The following is a 17,051-nucleotide window of genomic DNA, read 5'->3' as shown; positions in this document are numbered from 1 at the left end:
GAACTTTATGTTTTGTAAGTAAAGCTTAGCTTCAATTTTTTTAGCACCAAACCAGTCATTTTTTGACGCTTGGGGCTTGATTATAAGGTCAGAATTTCCATCTTTACGTCTAATATTATCACCAAATATTTTATCTACTCAAGCAATATTTTGTAAAATACAAAGCCTGTTACTAAAAAACACTTATACTCTCTACAGTTAATTTATTTAGCTTTACTATTGTAATACCATAGATTTACTATAAAGTTTAAAGACATACCAATTAATAATAAAGGTATAAAATAGGTTTTACTATATACTAACTCTATAAAAACTTCTGATGCTGTCCAAGTAGTGCCAAATTCTATTTTATTGCTATCTGCAATGTCAAAAAACGCATATGATATTAATAATAGTGGACTAATTATAAAAATGAAATTTCTAAAAATTTTATTTTTCATTTTAGGAATAAGCCACATACATAAGCTAATGTAAAATAGACATATAAAAAGAGGAAAAACAAGCTCGTTGTTATATGGGTTGTAATAATCCATATCATTTAAAAATAATCTTTGAAAAATAAGAATTGTTGCCCAAATTGAAAGTAGCGCAGCAAAGACATATATTATTTTTGAAATTGGTTTTTTCTTGCTCATTTGTATTTTATAGTTACTTTACATACTTACAAAACTAGCAAAACAGAATTGGTTTTGCAGTATTACTTTTGTAACTTATAGAAAAAGAAAAAAGATGAAGAAAAGTTTACAAATAGCTAACGGTATTGCATTTATTTCTACGTTAATAGTAAATTACTTGTCTAATACAGGTAAAATGAATGGTACAACTATAGGAGAGGTGTCTGGAGGTTTAAAAACCTTATTTACACCTGCTGGTTATGCTTTTTCTATATGGGGGGTTATTTATCTTTTGTTGTTTGTTTTTATACTATATCAAGGCAGGAGCCTAGTTGTAAGGGTTAGAGATAATGACTTTGTATTAAAAATAGGATGGTGGTTTGTAATTTCTTGTTTAGCCAATTGTTTTTGGATTGTTAGTTGGATATATGGTTACACGGCATTGTCTTGTGTATTTATTTTTATATTACTTTTTTCAATTTTAAAAATCATATTAAATAATAAAATGGAGTTGTGGGATGCGCCAATTACTGTAATTGCATTTTTATGGTGGCCTTTTGTATTGTATGCTGGCTGGGTAACTGTTGCTAGTATTGCAAATGTATCTGCATACTTAGTAAAAACTAATTGGGGTGGTTTTGGTATAGCACCTTTTGTATGGACTATTATAATGATTGTAATAGCAGTGATAATTAACTTAATTGTAACATGGACACGTAATATGCGAGAGTTTGCCCTTGTTGGCGCTTGGGCTTTAATTGCAATTGCAATTGCTAATAAAGGAGTAGAGGAGCAGTTAGTTTATATTGCCTATGCTGCTGCAGGTATTTTAATAATAAGTAGTTTTATACACGCTTTTAAAAACCGTAAAACAGCACCTTTTATAAAATTAAGAGAATATCTAAAAAAATAATTTTAACCTAAAAAGCCTTGCTAATATATATTAGTAAGGCTTCCTGTTTGGGGAACAGTAGTTTATTTTTATATCGTTAAAAAGATATTATGACTTAATTTATTTTCTTTAAAAAGAAATCAATATTTATGCCAGCCTACACTATTTAAGCGTATTTATCTTTATTATTAGTTTTTAAAGTGAAGTGCAAGTTACGCTTCAATTTTAAGAAACACTTTCTTATTTGAATCAATTAAGTTTGATAATGTAATGAGTGTCTAACTAATTTAAAATTAGTTGTTTAAGTGTTTGTTTTGTGGTTTGTGTAGATGAGTGTTTAAAATTGATACAGCTTTTGTATAAAATTGATACATACATTTATCGTTTCAATTATTAATTAATTAAAGTCCAAGTCCTGTTAAACCTAAATTTTTAAATAATTAAGTGTCTCTGTATTGTTTTGGAGATGTATCAAATTTACTTTTAAAGCTTGTAGAAAAGTAATTAGGAGAAGAGAAGCCAGTTGCATAGGCAATTTCCGAAATAGATAAAGAAGACTCTTTAAGTAGTTTTTTTGCTTTGTCTAGTCTTGTATTTAAAATATAGTCACTAACATTTACACCTAATATAGCCTTTAGTTTTCTGTAAAGCTGAACCCTTGATATGTTTAAATTTTCTGCCATTGTCTCTACAGAAAAATTAGAGTTGTCTATATTATCCTCTATTAAATTATTAATTTGTATTATAAAATCTTGTTCTGTAGAGCCAAAGTTTTCTTGAGAGTTAATTTTATGAATATTATTAATAAAGTAATATCTTAATTTTTCTCTATTATATATTGTTGTCTTTATAGATTGAGATAAAACAGAGAAACTAAATGGTTTAGTAAGGTACAAATCTGCACCAGATTCTAGTCCTTTTATATAAGAATCTTTAGATTCTAATGCGGTTAGTATTATTGTAGGTATGTGAGAGGTACGTAAATCATTTTTTAAAACTTCACAAATAGTAAACCCATCTTTATCTGGCAAATTAACATCACAAATAATTATATCTGGTATAATATCTAATGCTTTTTCAATTGCATCTATTCCGTTAGATAAATGAACTTCATAGTTTAGAGATAATTTACTTTTTAAAAATTTTATTAAATCTAGATTATCTTCAATAATTAAAATAACGTAATTATCTTGGCTATCTGCTATTGAAGATTCATTAAAAACATTGTCTTCATCTTCATTAAAAAAGTTGATAACAGAAGTTTCTAAAACATCAGTTTCACAAATTATTTCATCTTCGCTTAGGTGGCTGCTACCTTTGTGTAATTTTATAGTAAATTCTGTTCCTAGTTTACTGCTAACAGCTATGGAGCCTTTATGTAGTTCTATAAATTCTTTAGATAGTAGTAAGCCAATTCCAGAACTAGATTTGTTGTTGTTTGTACCTCTAAAAAAAGCTTTAAATACTTTATCTAAATCATCACGTGGTATTCCTATACCTGTATCTTTAAAGTATATGTTTATAAAATCTTTATTCTTATGATCTTCAATTTTTATAGTAATTTCTCCATTTTCTGGTGTAAATTTAAAAGCGTTAGAGAGCAAGTTAAAGTAAACCTTATCTATTAAATTTTTGTCAATATAAATTTCTAAATCTTTATTGTTTGTTTCTAGTGTAAACTTGATATCTTTTTTTTGAGCTTCATATTTAAAGTCCTCATAAATTGTTTCAGAAAACTCTAATAAATTAACTTTAGAAGCTTTTAATTTAAACTGATGTTCTTCTGCTTTTCTAAAATCTAATAGTTGGTTAATTAATCGTAACAAACGTTTAGAGTTGTTAAAAATTAACCTTATATCTTTTGTTAAATTATTATCTCGTATGGTTTTATTGTCCGATAAAGATTCTATAGAAGAAAGTATAAGTGTAATAGGGGTTTTAAATTCATGAGATAAGCCTGTAAAAAAGTTAACTTTAGCCTCATTACTTAACTCAGCTTCTGTTGCTATTTTTTTAATTTTATTTCGTTGTTTTTTTATTTCAATATTACTTGCTTCTAACTCTTGCTTTTTCTTTTTAATATTATAACCACTATAGATACTAAATATACCAAGAACAATGCTTAAAATAAACAAGCCAAATACTATTTTTAAAACGTTACTTTGGTTTGTATAGGTTTCTTCTTGTAATTTAATTTTTTCTTGTTGTTTTAAAATGTCTTTTTGATGCTGAATGATTTTATCAAACTGATTACTCATAATATCAGCATTTCTACTATCTATAACGATAGTTTCTAATATGTTTTTTTTAGCTACTTTTTCTCCGTTAATAATTTTAATTGCAGTTTTTATAGCTTCATCACCACCAGTAGGATAATATATAGTAGCCTTTAATATTTTATCTTTTACAAGCTGTATACCTCCGTTTGCACCAGTTAATCCATCAACACCTATTACATCTATTTTTTTATCTAGTTTTTTATCAACCAGTATTTCCCAAGCACCTAGAGCCATACGGTCGTTGTGACAAAAAATATAATCAATGTCTTTGTTCTTATCTAAATAAGTATTTAATGGTTCTTTTATAGAGTTGGCCTCCCAGTTACCTTCTATAGTATGTGTAATACTTAAATTGGTTATTGCACTTATAACATATTTAAAACCTAAATGACGTTCTTTAGCAGGTGAAGATCCTTTTAGTCCTGTTATTTCTAATATTTTTTTATCATCATTCTTATTTAAAGATGCTATGTAGTTAGCTGCGTTTTTACCAATTTGTATGTTATCTCCACCAATATATGAGGTGTAATTTTGACCATCAATTTTTCTATCTACAATTAATACAGGTATGCCTTGTTCTATTGCTTTATTAACAAATGGTGTAATTGGTTTAGATTTTATAGGAGATATAATTAAAACGTCTACTTTTTCTTTAATAAACTGCTTAATATCTTCAATCTGTTTTTCTACATTATCTTTTCCGTCAAGTATTTTTAAATCTATATCAGAATTAAAATCACTCTGTATTTGCATAGATTCATTCATAGATTTTCTCCACTGATCATTTACTCCAGTTTGTGAAAATCCAATAGTTAATTTTTTAGCATCCTCTTTGCTGTTATTACATCCGTAGCATATTATTAAAGCAAAAATAACAGCAAGCTTACTAAAATTAAAACGTAGCATTTTATGTGTTTTATAATTAACTAATAGATATATATTTTCTTTAGTTAATCAAGCCTAATAAAACATAATTAAAGTAAGAAAATAAAAAGCTAAAAGAAAGTATTTTAAATGACTAACTAAGTACTTTTATGTTTTAAATTTAAACAAATATTAATAATTTTTACTAAAAAAATGATTATTAACTATTTATGTCTTTTTCTTTTGAAAAAACAGTGCGATGTAACCTTAAAATGTATAGAAGAATTTTTTAATATAAAACAAAAAAGCCTTCAGTAAAACTGAAGGCTTTTTGTGATCGCGAAAGGATTCGAACCTTTGACCGTCTGCTTAGAAGGCAGATGCTCTATCCAGCTGAGCTACGCGACCATTTAAATAACAAATGGTTTGTTATTCGGGGTGCAAATATACAATAACCTATGTTTAATATGCAAGTAAAATTTATATTTATTTTCACTTTTTTTATTTTTATTATTTTGAAGCAAATCTTGAACTTTTTTAAAGAATAAAAATTAATATATAGATACTATAGTTATATATATAAGATGCTCAAATAAGAGACATTTTTAAGTAATAGCATCAAATTTAAAATAAAGTGAAAAAAAGTTTTACTACAAATGTTCTTATAATGAAGCGGTTAGAAAAAAGAATTAAAAAAAAGTCAAAAAAAGTTTAAAATAGCTTGGTAGCTACCCTTAATCGTTATATATTTGCACTCGCAATTGAAAACTGCGCAAGTTCATTAAAGAGTATTGGAGAGGTGCCTGAGTGGCCGAAAGGAACGGTTTGCTAAATCGTCGTAGGTGGAAACACTTACCCAGGGTTCGAATCCCTGTCTCTCCGCAATAGCTGTCAAAGCAAATTGCGAGGACAGAAAATTTCTCTAAATTGAAATTATTGATAACCTATCGGGGTGTAGCGTAGCCCGGTTATCGCGCCGCGTTTGGGACGCGGAGGTCGCAGGTTCGAATCCTGCCACCCCGACAATTGAGTAGAAAGACTCAAAATAATTAAGCCAGTAATTTTTTACTGGCTTTTTTTATGCCTAATTTTTACCTATTTAGTATTTTTCTACTATTTAACTTAATGTTTAGGTGTATTTGTATGTTGTGTAATTAAATTTTTAATAATTGAAGCAACAATTATTATTTTAAAAATAAAAAATACCTTTTATATTATTGATAATACATTTTTATCCACTTATTAGTAATTATTACTTAAAAAAATGTGCTCGAACACAAAATTAATCCTTTTTCTTTTTCTTTCTTTTAAAATTTAAATAGATTAGCAATAATGTTGCGTTTTTAGTATAAAATAGTGACAATAAACCATACTGTATGAAGAGTTATAATGTTAAGTTTATTAAAGAAGATAGCCTGGTTATTAATGGTAAGGGAGACCATATGTTATGGGGTAAAGCAGAGGTTCTTTCAGATTTTGTTTCTGCTTGGGACAGAAGGCCAAATTCTAGAATAGAATTTAGGTCTCTTTGGGATTCAAAAAAGTTATTCTTCTACTTTAAAGTTTATGATTCTCAAGTTTTAATAAATAAAGAAGATGATAGTGTGCAAAGTATAGGTAATTCTGATAGGGTAGAGCTGTTTTTTAAAATGAACGATTCTCTTAATCCGTATTACTGTATAGAGATTGATCCTACGTCAAGAATTTTAGACTTTAGAGCTAATGCAAAAAGGAAGTTTGAATTTGATTGGAATTGGCCTAAGAATGAATTGGTTGTAAAGTCTAACATTAAATGCAATTATTTTACGGTAGAAGGTTCTATTACTATAAATTCTTTAGAAGAGTTGGGTTTAATTAAAAATTATAAAATTGAAACTGGAATTTTTAGAGCAAAATATAGTAAAACAGAAAATTGTAATTATGAGTCAACTTGGATTTCTTGGGTAAATCCTAATACCCAATATCCAAATTTTCATACATCATCATCTTTTGGTGTACTAAATTTACTAGACAAATAATGTGTTTAGTTAAGGTAATCTTTTACATTTTCACCATTAATAATATATAAAGGCAATAAAACTTCTTCAGTAATTTTTTTATCAAAAATTAAATGCTCTACTAACAGTGTAACCCCAATGTTAGCTTGTTTTTTTGGATTTTGATGTATTAAAAACTTTATTGTTTTATCTTGTAAATAGCTAATGTTTTGTTCCAGTAAATCATAGCCTACAAAAGCAACATCTGTATTTTTATTTTTTGATATTATTTCGGCAATTTGATAGGATTTAGAGGTAGTAACAAAAACTCCTTTTAAATCAGGACTGTTTTTTAAAAAATCACTAAAACTCTCATCTACATTGTCAGACTTTAACTTTAATGTTTTTATATCAAAGTTTTGATTTTTAGATTCTGAAAAATAATTTCTAAAACCTTTTTCTTTCTCTTGCATATGTAGAGCGTTTTCATACTCTTCATCAATATGTACAATAGCAATTAAACCTTCATTTAAAAATAAGTCTATAAGGCTGGCAGCAACTCTTCCGCTTTGAAATAGATCTTGTCCAACAAAACTATTTATTATTCTAGATTTTATTTGATTGTTAAATGTACCAGATAGTATACCTAAAGAATTATAATTGTCAATAATATCAAGAGATTCTTTATAGAAAAGAGGAACTAGTAAAACTGCATCAGGAGATGTCTCTAATAAAATATCGTTAGTTTTTATAAACGAAGTAATGCTGGTAGGGTTAAAGTAAAAAATTTCTATATCAACATTAAAAGAGCTAAACTCTGTTATTGCTTCATTAATACCTTCTACACACGGTAACCAATATGAGTCTAAATTTGGATCTGGTAGTAAAATACAAATTTTATGTATTTTATTGTTTTTTAGGCTCCTAGCAATAATATTGGGCTTGTAATCAATTTCACTAAGAACTTTGTTAACACTTTCCAATGCTTTTTGGGAAACTTTTCCACGGTTATGTAATACTCTATCTACGGTTCCTTTAGATACACCGGCAAGTTTAGCAATGTCTTTAATAGTGTGTTTTCTCATAAAACAAAGATAAAAAACTTTTTAACTAATATCTAAAAATGTGCTCGAAAACATTTATTTGGTGTGCTCGAGCACATTTTTACCTGTTTTTCTTTTTTTTATCAAAATTCATTTATACATTAGCAGGGGAATGAGTATTTAGAATAATAATTTTAAGAATTAAATATGTGTAACACCAAGCCAACTTTAGTCATTTTAGCAGCAGGAATGGGAAGCCGTTATGGAGGGTTAAAACAGTTAGATAAGTTTACCCAAGATGGGGCAACTATAATGGATTTTTCAATTTATGATGCTATAGAAGCAGGGTTTGGAAAGTTTGTATTTATTATTAGAAAAAGCTTTGAGGATGAGTTTAAAAAGCTAATAGAAAATAAGCTTAGAGATAAAGTAGAGTTGGTTTATGTTTTTCAAGAAATAGATAGTGTTCCTGAGAAGTATATAAACCCTGAACGTAAAAAGCCTTGGGGAACTGGCCATGCTTTTTTGATGCTTAAAAATATTGTTAAAGAAAATTTTGCAATAATAAATGCAGATGATTTTTATGGTAAAAAAGCATTTGAGAAAATGGCTGATTGTTTAATTAATACAGATAGCGAGTCTTATAACTTTAATACAATGGCGTATTATTTAGAAAATACAGTGTCAGACTACGGTTATGTTTCTAGAGGAGAGTGTAAAATAAGTGAAAACGGTTGCCTAACTAGTGTAACAGAAAGAACTCATATAGAGAAAATTGACAATGAAATTTTTTATAAGAGTGATGATGAGCATATGGTTAGTATAAGTGGAAAAACAATTGTTTCTATGAACTTTTGGGGTTTTACTCCAAAATGTTTTGAGTTTGGAAGTGATCTCTTTATTAAATTTTTAGAAGAAAATAAAAATAATTTAAAGGCAGAATTTTATATACCAACAGTTGTAAACAATATTTTAAATTCTGAAAAAACAACTGTCAAAGTTTTAAAGTCAAATTCAAAATGGTTTGGAGTTACTTATAAGGAAGATAAAAAAATAGTTCAGCAAGAAATTCAAAAATTAATAAACGCTAATATTTATCCTTCTAAACTTTGGTAATATGATATTGAATAAATTAAATTCTATTTATGCATACTTTAATAATAATGATGAAATCATTTCATTTGATCAATTAGCTTCTGGTCATATTAATGATACATACTTTATAAAAACCAAACAAAATTCCTTTTTCATATTACAACAGATTAATAGTGGGGTGTTTAAAGATGTGCCAGGTTTAATAAATAACAAAGTGTTAATTAGTAATCATTTAAAAGATAAAAAAAAGCATTTATCTCCAATTGAATTAAAGCGTAGAGTACTGTCTTTTGTAAAAACACTAAATGGTGCTAATTACCATAAAGATAACGATGGTAATTACTGGAATTTGATGATTTATATAAAAGGCAGTATTACATATGAAACAGTGAGTTGTGAAACGGTTGCCTATGAAGGAGGTAAATTAATGGGAGATTTTTTAAACCTAACTAGTGATTTTAATCCTAGTAATTTAATAGATGTTATTCCTAATTTTCATGATATGTCTTTTAGGTTTAATCAGTTTAATGAAGCGTTAAGTAAAGCATCTGAAGATAGGTTGTCTAAAGCAAATAAATATATAAAGTTGGTTTCTGATTTAAAAGAAGAGATGCATATTATTGAGAATTTAAAAGCGTCTGGAGACATAAAATTAAGAGTAACTCATAACGATACCAAAATTTCTAACATACTGTTTGATTTAGATAAAAAAGGACTTTGTGTAATAGATACAGATACTGTAATGCCAGGTATTGTGCATTATGATTTTGGTGATGCAATAAGAACCATTTGTAATACTGCTGCAGAAGACGAGAAAGATCTAAGTAAAGTAAAGTTTAATATTGGTTATTATGACGCTTACGTACAGGGTTTTTTAAAAGAAATGAAACCAGACCTTACTGCATTAGAAATAGAATACCTGCCATTAGGAGCTAAAACAATGATTTTTATAATGGGGCTTCGTTTTTTAACAGACTACTTAAATAACGATACCTACTATAAAACATCTTATTTAGAACATAATTTAGATCGTTGTAAAAACCAGTTTAAATTAATAGAAAGTTTAACAGAGCAATTTAATAAAATGAAAATATAAAATATTTAAATCTAAGAATACTAATTATAAACACTAAAGTTAACAAAAACAGACCTAACCTATCCTAACCCAAAATGATGTTTATAGCATCTGCAAGTAACCAAAGATAATTTTAGTAATGAAGTAAAAATTAATATAAAGACTAAAAGTAATGACGGTAAAAAAGAAACATAGTACAATAATGCCTGTAGCAATAATTGCAGGGTTATTTTTTATTTTTGGTTTTGTGACCTGGATAAATGGTGCGTTAATACCATTTATGAAAACTATAAATGAACTTACAGATGCACAATCCTATTTGGTGGCTACAGCGTCCTATATTTCATTTGTTATAATGGCACTACCTTCTTCTTATATTTTAGGAAAAATAGGATATAAAAAAGGGATGTCTTTAGGTTTGTTTATTATGGCAGTAGGAGCTTTAATATTTATACCTGCTGCAGAAGCCAGAACTTATTGGTTTTTTTTATTAGGCATATTTATACAGGGTATGGGAATGACATTATTGCAAACAGCTGCAAACCCTTATATAACCATTCTAGGTCCTATTGAAAGCGGTGCAAAGCGTATAGCTATTATGGGAATTGCAAATAAAGTGGCAGGAGCTTTAGGTTCTTTAATTTTTGGAGCTATTTTACTATCTGGTATAGACGGAGTTAAAGAAAAGCTAGAATCTGTTTCTTTAGAAGAAAAAGAACGAACATTAGATATGATGGCAGATAGTGTATTTGCTCCATATCTTATAATGGCAACAGTGTTAGCTTTTTTGGGAGTTTTAATTAAGGAAGCGCAATTACCCAATGTAGAGGTAAGTAAACCAGAAGTATCTAGCCAAGGAGAGAAAGAAAAAACTAGCATATTTCAATTTCCTCATTTGTGGCTAGGTGTATTAGCCTTGTTTGCATATGTAGGCGCAGAAGTTATAGCAGGAGATACTATTATAGCTTACGGAATTTCTTTAGGTTTTACAGGAGAAGAGGCTAAATTTTTTACAACCTATACATTACTAGCAATGGTGGCTACTTATACTTTAGGTATATTTTTAATTCCAAAATATATTAAACAAAGAACAGCTTTAATTATCAGTGCTTTTTTAGGACTTATTTTTAGCATAGCTATTTTAAATACTACTGGGTTTACGTCTGTACTATTTGTAGCTGCCTTAGGTATTGCAAATGCCTTAGTTTGGCCAGCTATTTGGCCCTTAACACTTAATGGTTTAGGAAAATTCACAAATAAAGGTTCTGCAATGTTAATTATGGCAATATCAGGAGGGGCAATAATACCTCCGTTGTATGGTAAAATTGTAGATGCAGATAAATACAAATTAATTACCGCCGGAATGCAGGAAGCTGAAGCTACTACCATAGCAGCTACAAGTAGTTACTGGATTTTGATCCCATGCTATATTTTAATTCTCTTTTTTGCTATTTGGGGACATAAAATTAAGAGTTGGAGAAAAGGTAAATAGTGATAAATATTTAACCAATTACCTATTTATACAGTGTTTACTAATGTAGAGTATCAAATTAATACGGTTATAATTCTACGTATTAGTCAGCAATTATATTGTTATAAAAACAAACATAAAAAATTAGAAGATGTTAAAAAGTAATATTGATAAGGCTACAGGTTTTGAAAAAAGATTTGAAAATATAAATACGGTTGTTTTTAAAAACTCTACAAACGCATCAAAATCCGTAGCAAATGAAATTGCAAATTTAATTAGAGAAAAACAAAAAGAGAATAAAAGGTGCGTATTAGGTTTAGCTACAGGCTCTACGCCCAAAGGTTTATATGCAGAATTAGTGAGGCTACATAAAGAAGAGGGGCTAAGTTTTAACAACGTAGTTACATTTAATTTAGATGAGTATTACCCTATGGAGCCAGACTCTATACACAGCTACGTTAGGTTTATGAAAGAACTACTTTTAGACCAAGTAGATATTTTACCAGAAAATTATAATATTCCTGATGGTACTTTAACCAAAACAAACATCTCTAAATACTGTAGTGATTATGAATCTAAAATTGAAGCAGCTGGTGGTTTAGATCTACAAATTTTGGGTATAGGAGGTAATGGTCATATAGGTTTTAATGAGTCTGGATCTTTGCAAAACTCTAAAACAAGATTAGTAGCATTAGACCATATTACTAGAGTTGCAGCAAGTAAAGATTTTGGAGGTTTAAGTAATACACCAAGAACAGCAATAACATTAGGAGTAAAAAAAATAATGGAAGCCAAAAGAGTAATTCTAATGGCTTGGGGAGAGGGTAAGTCTAATATTATAGCCCAATCAGTAGAAGGAGAAGTAACAAATAAAGTACCAGCGTCTTTTTTGCAAGAACATAACAATGCTGTATTTGTTTTAGATAAAGAAGCGGCTTCTAAACTAACAAGAGTAGATACTCCTTGGTTGGTAGAAAAAGTAGAGTGGACAGATAAGTTGATTAAAAAATCGGTATTAAGCTTGGCTCTTCATTTAAATAAGCCAATTTTAATGCTTACAGATGCGGATTATATAGAAAATGGTATGAGCGATTTGTTGGCAGATTCTGGTCCGGCTTACGACATCAATATAAAAATATTTAATAAGCTGCAGAATACAATTACGGGTTGGCCAGGTGGTAAACCTAACGCAGATGATAGTAATAGGCCAGAACGTGCCACACCAGAAAAAAAACGAGTACTAATTTTTAGTCCACACCCAGATGATGATATTATTAGTATGGGTGGTACTTTTAAACGATTGGTAGAACAAGGTCATGAAGTACACGTAGCATATCAAACCTCTGGTAATATAGCAGTAGCAGATGATGAGGCTTTGCGTTTTGCTAGTTTTGTGTGCGATTATAACGAGAAATTTTCTGTTGAAGACAAAAAGGCAGAAGAGATTTTTGCTAAAGCGGCTAAATTTTTAGCCAATAAAAAAGCTAGTGAAGTAGATATAGAAGAGGTACGTTATATAAAAGGCTTAATAAGAAAAGGAGAGGCAAGAGCTACAAGCTATTTTGTAGGTTTAAATGATGACCAAATTCATTTTATGAACCTTCCTTTTTATGAAACAGGTACAATAGAAAAGAATCCTTTAGGAGAAGTAGATATTAAGTTTACTATAGACCTTATAGATCAAATAAAACCACATCAAATTTATGCAGCAGGAGATTTAGCAGATCCACACGGCACACACAAAGTATGTTTAGATGCTATTTTTGAAGCAGTAAAAAGATTAAAGTCAGAACCATATATGAACAATTGTTGGGTTTGGTTGTACAGGGGAGCTTGGCAAGAGTGGGGAATAGATGAAATAGAAATGGCTGTGCCAATGGGACCAGACCAGGTATTAGAAAAAAGACGCGGTATTTTTAAACATCAGTCTCAAAAAGATGGTGTAGTTTTTCAGGGCGCAGATAGTAGAGAGTTTTGGCAACGAGCAGAAGATCGAAATAAAGAAACTGCATCTATTTATGATCAGTTGGGATTATCTTATTATGCAGCAATGGAAGCATTTGTAAAATGGGAATTTTAGCTTTAACCATTTATATTATTAGTCAATATAATTAAGATTCTAATATAATAGCCTGTTCTTTCTGTTTTGTATATATGCACTATAATTTTTAACAAGGTTTTTATTATTTTTTTTAGTGTTTAATACTAGTTTAAAATAAGTTTATACTGTATGTTTTTATATTAACACATGTGCATTTTTTTATTACATTGCTTATAGTTTTAAGTTTTTATGTGTTCGAACACATTTTTTGTGTTTTTGCCTTGTTTTTCAAATTAATTGACATATATTAGCTACATAAATTAATGAAATATAAAATATTACATCTTATAGTAAGTGTAGTTTTAATAAGATAAGAAATAGAGTAATTACATTAATTTACTAAATAACAAAACCACTCGATATGAAAAAACTTAAAATGCTGCCAAGCATAAAGAGTTATGATTTAAAGTTTAATCTGGCTCTATTATTAGTAATATTCTCAATTTTAGAGATTAGTGCAAAGTCATTTGATAATAAAATTTCTGTTGCTCTAAAGACAGAAAAAAATCATATGCAGCAGAGCATTGTAACAGGTAAAGTTACTAATGAAGCTGGTGAAATTTTACCCGGTGCATCTATTCAGGTTAAAGGTACTTCTATTGGGGTAGAAACAGATTTTGATGGTATTTATGCAATAAATATTCCAGAGAACGGTACAGCAACATTAATTTTCACCTATTTAGGATATGTAAGTAAAGAGGTGTTAGTGGCAGATCAAACTGTAATTAATGTAAAATTAGCACAAAATAATACAAGCTTAGAGGAAGTAATAGTTGTTGGTTATGGTAGCCAAAGAAAAAAAGACTTGGTAGGTGCTATATCTCAGGTAAAAGGAGATGATTTAGTCTTGTCTTCTACACCTTCAATAGCACATGCGCTACAGGGAAAAGCAGCCGGGTTACAAATTATTCAAAATAGTGCACAACCAGGTGGTGGTTTAGATATTAGAATTCGTGGGGCAGCATCAATAAATGCTAGTAATGAACCTTTAATTGTTGTAGATGGTTTTCCAATATCTCAATTAACAGAGCCAGGAGATGGTAACAGGTATAGTGGTGGTACACAAGGTATTTTAAATTCATTTAATCCTAATGATATAGAGTCTATAGAGGTTTTAAAAGATGCAAGTTCAACAGCTATATACGGAGCCAGGGCAGCAAACGGAGTTGTGATTATTACCACTAAAAAAGGAAAAGCCGGTAAAGTGCAAGTAGATTATTCCACATCATACTCTTACCAAGCTTATGAAAATAATTATGATGTTTTAAATGCGCCTGAGTATATGCAGTTAAGAAATGAAGCTGTTTATGAAAATTGGGCTTTTTTAAATAGAGTAGCTCCATATAGCAACAGAACATTACAGGATGCTATTGCAAATCCTGTAAATGGTATTCCGTTTACAAGGGTTTATTCAGACGATCAAATAAATAATGCAAGTAAAGGAACAGATTGGTTTGATATAGTTACTAGAGATGGCGGCATACAACAACATAATATTTCATTAAAAGGAGGTACAGAGTCTACTAAATATTATTTGTCTGGTAATTTATTTGAGCATAAAGGAGTTTTAAAAAGTTCTGAGTTTGAAAGAGCTTCTTTACGTTTTAATTTAAATCAAAAATTTAATGATAAAATTAGTATTGGTCTAAGCTTTACAAAGAGTACAATAAATAATCAAAATACACAATTAGGTGGGCAAGCTTTTGAAAACTCAGGAATAATAAGGTCTGCATTACAATATAGTCCGTTAATAGACGAGGTAGATAGTTTTGGTAATTATCCAACTAATCCAGATTATGCTATAATTCCTAACCCAGCATCTCTACTTACTATATCTGATGAGGCAAGAACAGATAGGACATTAGCAAATGTGTATTTAGAAGTAAAACCATTAAAGGGTTTAACTTTAAGAACCCAAGCAGGTATAGACCAGGGCTTAAGTGTAAGAAACACTTATTTGCCAAGAACTACGTTATGGGGAGAAAATGAAAACGGAAGAGCTTCTATAGCTAGTGAACAAAAAAATGATAAACTTTTAGACATTACCTTAAATTATAAAGCTAATATTTTAGAAGATCATAGTTTAAACTTGTTGGCTGGTTACTCTCATCAAAATTTTGAGTCTAGTGGAAATTCGTTAGCTAATAATGATTTTATTACAGATGCTTTTTTATGGAATAATATGAATGCAGGAGCAGGAGTGCCAGATGTAAGCTCCTCTAAATCTACTAGTAAAATAGTATCTTATTTTGGTAGGTTAAATTACATATATAAAGATCGTTATATTTTAACATCTACAATACGTAGAGATGGTTCCAGTAATTTTTCAGAAAATAACAAATTTGCAATCTTTCCTTCTATGGCAATAGGGTGGAATATAGCAGAAGAACCATTTATGAAAAGTTTAAAGGGTAAAGTATCACAGCTTAAATTAAGGTATGGTTATGGGCAAACAGGTAATGCAGATATAGGCGGTAATGCATTTGCTTCATATTTTGCAAAACCAGCTTATTTAAATCCTGATGAATCTGTACTAGTTGGTGTTTTTGCATCAAGGTTAGCAAATCCAAGCTTAAAATGGGAAACAACAACAGAAAAAAACTTAGGATTAGACTTTGGTTTCTTTAAAAATAGAGTTTCTGGATCTGTAGAGCTTTTTGATAAAGAAATTTCAGACCTTTTAAGTTTAAACCCAATTAACTCATATAACGAGATAAATCAAGTTTGGGCAAATATTGGAAAAACCCAAAGTAGAGGTATAGAGTTTACTTTAAATACAGTAAATATTCAAACTAAAAATTTTACTTGGAAAAGTACATTCACTTATTCAACCTTTGATGATAGGTGGCTAGAAAGGGCTCCGGATTGGAAACCAGCAGTTTATGAAAATGTAGATGATCCTATACGTGCGCAGTTTAGTTATTTATCTGATGGAATAATGCAAGCAGGTGAAGTAGTAACTGCACAACCAGATTTATTTCCTGGTCAAATAAAATTAAAAGATGTAAACGGTTATTTAAGAGACGGATCTGGAAACCCTATTGTTGATGAAAATGGTATTTTTCAAAGAACAGGAGAAGCAGACGGAAAAATTGATGAAGCAGATATTGTATTACTTGGTTCTTCAGACCCAGATTTTATTGCAGGTTTTAGTAATATGATTACTTACAAAAACTTTCAATTAAACTTTCATTTTAATGCAATGTTTGGTAGAGAAATTATAGATGCAACAGATTTTACTTACGGGGTATCTACAGACGGTGTAGCAAAAAATGGTGCAAATGCATTAAGAAATATATTGAATAGATGGACACCAGAAAACCCATCTACAACAAGGCCAGGATCTAATTTTGGTTATTCATTATATGACTCTGGTGATTTCTTTTTACAAGATGCCTGGTTTATACGTTTAAGTAATATTTCATTATCATATCAATTTCCTAAAAATTGTTTTGGTAAACATTTGTCTAGTGCAGCATTACGTGTAGGCGGACAAAATATTTTTGTTATTACACCTTATAAGGGAGTAGATCCAGAAACAAATGGTTATGATCCTGATGTTAGTGGAGATACATCAAATTTAGTAGCATCTTACCCTAATGTTAGAACTTTTACTGTTGGTCTAGACTTAAAATTTTAAA

The 17,051-nt window shown here is 29.4% G+C and carries 10 protein-coding genes and 3 tRNA genes; 9 read left to right on the top strand and 4 right to left on the bottom strand.

What is annotated here, in order from left to right; translation table 11 throughout:
• Positions 1-203: 203 nt before the first annotated feature.
• The gene (locus AX016_RS15110; protein ID WP_100896408.1) at positions 204-635 is read right to left on the bottom strand and encodes a hypothetical protein; all 432 of its coding nucleotides are present in this window, start codon (positions 633-635) and stop codon (positions 204-206) included.
• 94 nt (positions 636-729) lie between these two features.
• Between AX016_RS15110 and AX016_RS15105 the strand changes: the two genes are divergently transcribed.
• On the top strand, positions 730-1,527 hold the full coding sequence (locus tag AX016_RS15105; protein ID WP_100896407.1) for a hypothetical protein: 798 nt from the start codon (positions 730-732) through the stop codon (positions 1,525-1,527).
• A 419-nt stretch (positions 1,528-1,946) separates the two neighbouring features.
• On the opposite strand, the gene AX016_RS15100 is transcribed toward AX016_RS15105, so the two are convergent.
• Positions 1,947-4,691 carry a hybrid sensor histidine kinase/response regulator transcription factor gene (locus AX016_RS15100; RefSeq protein WP_100896406.1) on the bottom strand — a complete coding sequence of 915 codons (2,745 nt, stop codon included), beginning with the start codon at positions 4,689-4,691 and terminating at the stop codon, positions 1,947-1,949.
• Between the two features lie 292 nt (positions 4,692-4,983).
• A tRNA-Arg gene (locus AX016_RS15095) sits at positions 4,984-5,057 on the bottom strand.
• 385 nt (positions 5,058-5,442) lie between these two features.
• On the opposite strand from AX016_RS15095, the gene AX016_RS15090 reads away from it, so the two are divergent.
• The 3 genes from AX016_RS15090 (at position 5,443) to AX016_RS15080 (ending at position 6,667) form a co-directional block, all read left to right on the top strand.
• A tRNA-Ser gene (locus tag AX016_RS15090) sits at positions 5,443-5,531 on the top strand.
• Between the two features lie 66 nt (positions 5,532-5,597).
• Positions 5,598-5,672, top strand: a tRNA-Pro gene (locus AX016_RS15085).
• Positions 5,673-6,025: 353 nt separating this feature from the next.
• Positions 6,026-6,667, top strand: a complete 642-nt coding sequence (locus AX016_RS15080) for a sugar-binding protein (RefSeq protein ID WP_100896405.1) — start codon at positions 6,026-6,028, stop codon at positions 6,665-6,667.
• 5 nt (positions 6,668-6,672) lie between these two features.
• On the opposite strand, the gene AX016_RS15075 is transcribed toward AX016_RS15080, so the two are convergent.
• Entirely contained in the window at positions 6,673-7,710 is a 1,038-nt protein-coding gene (locus AX016_RS15075) for a LacI family DNA-binding transcriptional regulator (RefSeq protein ID WP_100896404.1), read from the bottom strand.
• 165 nt (positions 7,711-7,875) lie between these two features.
• On the opposite strand from AX016_RS15075, the gene AX016_RS15070 reads away from it, so the two are divergent.
• The 5 genes from AX016_RS15070 (at position 7,876) to AX016_RS15050 (ending at position 17,050) form a co-directional block, all read left to right on the top strand.
• Positions 7,876-8,784 carry a nucleotidyltransferase family protein gene (locus tag AX016_RS15070; RefSeq protein ID WP_100896403.1) on the top strand — a complete coding sequence of 303 codons (909 nt, stop codon included), beginning with the start codon at positions 7,876-7,878 and terminating at the stop codon, positions 8,782-8,784.
• 1 nt (position 8,785) lies between these two features.
• A complete protein-coding gene (locus AX016_RS15065) occupies positions 8,786-9,859 on the top strand; it encodes a phosphotransferase enzyme family protein (RefSeq protein ID WP_100896402.1) in 1,074 nt (357 codons plus the stop codon).
• A 151-nt stretch (positions 9,860-10,010) separates the two neighbouring features.
• Positions 10,011-11,330, top strand: coding sequence for a sugar MFS transporter (locus AX016_RS15060; RefSeq protein ID WP_100896401.1), 1,320 nt, complete (start codon positions 10,011-10,013; stop codon positions 11,328-11,330).
• Between the two features lie 130 nt (positions 11,331-11,460).
• Positions 11,461-13,389: a glucosamine-6-phosphate deaminase gene (gene nagB / locus AX016_RS15055; protein WP_100896400.1), complete on the top strand. Its 1,929-nt coding sequence runs from the start codon at positions 11,461-11,463 to the stop codon at positions 13,387-13,389.
• Between the two features lie 382 nt (positions 13,390-13,771).
• A complete protein-coding gene (locus AX016_RS15050) occupies positions 13,772-17,050 on the top strand; it encodes a SusC/RagA family TonB-linked outer membrane protein (protein ID WP_198519445.1) in 3,279 nt (1,092 codons plus the stop codon).
• Position 17,051: the final 1 nt, after the last annotated feature.

It is taken from the genome of Cellulophaga sp. RHA19 (assembly GCF_002813425.1).
Lineage (GTDB): Bacteria > Bacteroidota > Bacteroidia > Flavobacteriales > Flavobacteriaceae > Cellulophaga.
The sequence above is the reverse complement of the archived record's forward strand: the minus strand, read 5'-3'. Positions and strand labels throughout refer to the sequence as shown.

Bases quoted from the DNA above. Each gene is read 5' to 3' on its own strand.
- nagB (WP_100896400.1), top strand. From the start codon at position 11,461: ATGTTAAAAAGTAATATTGATAAGGCTACAGGTTTTGAAAAAAGATTT.
- AX016_RS15065 (WP_100896402.1), top strand. From the start codon at position 8,786: ATGATATTGAATAAATTAAATTCTATTTATGCATACTTTAATAATAAT.
- AX016_RS15075 (WP_100896404.1), bottom strand. From the start codon at position 7,710: ATGAGAAAACACACTATTAAAGACATTGCTAAACTTGCCGGTGTATCT.
- AX016_RS15080 (WP_100896405.1), top strand. From the start codon at position 6,026: ATGAAGAGTTATAATGTTAAGTTTATTAAAGAAGATAGCCTGGTTATT.
- AX016_RS15110 (WP_100896408.1), bottom strand. From the start codon at position 635: ATGAGCAAGAAAAAACCAATTTCAAAAATAATATATGTCTTTGCTGCG.
- AX016_RS15050 (WP_198519445.1), top strand. From the start codon at position 13,772: ATGAAAAAACTTAAAATGCTGCCAAGCATAAAGAGTTATGATTTAAAG.
- AX016_RS15105 (WP_100896407.1), top strand. From the start codon at position 730: ATGAAGAAAAGTTTACAAATAGCTAACGGTATTGCATTTATTTCTACG.
- AX016_RS15100 (WP_100896406.1), bottom strand. From the start codon at position 4,691: ATGCTACGTTTTAATTTTAGTAAGCTTGCTGTTATTTTTGCTTTAATA.
- AX016_RS15060 (WP_100896401.1), top strand. From the start codon at position 10,011: ATGACGGTAAAAAAGAAACATAGTACAATAATGCCTGTAGCAATAATT.
- AX016_RS15070 (WP_100896403.1), top strand. From the start codon at position 7,876: ATGTGTAACACCAAGCCAACTTTAGTCATTTTAGCAGCAGGAATGGGA.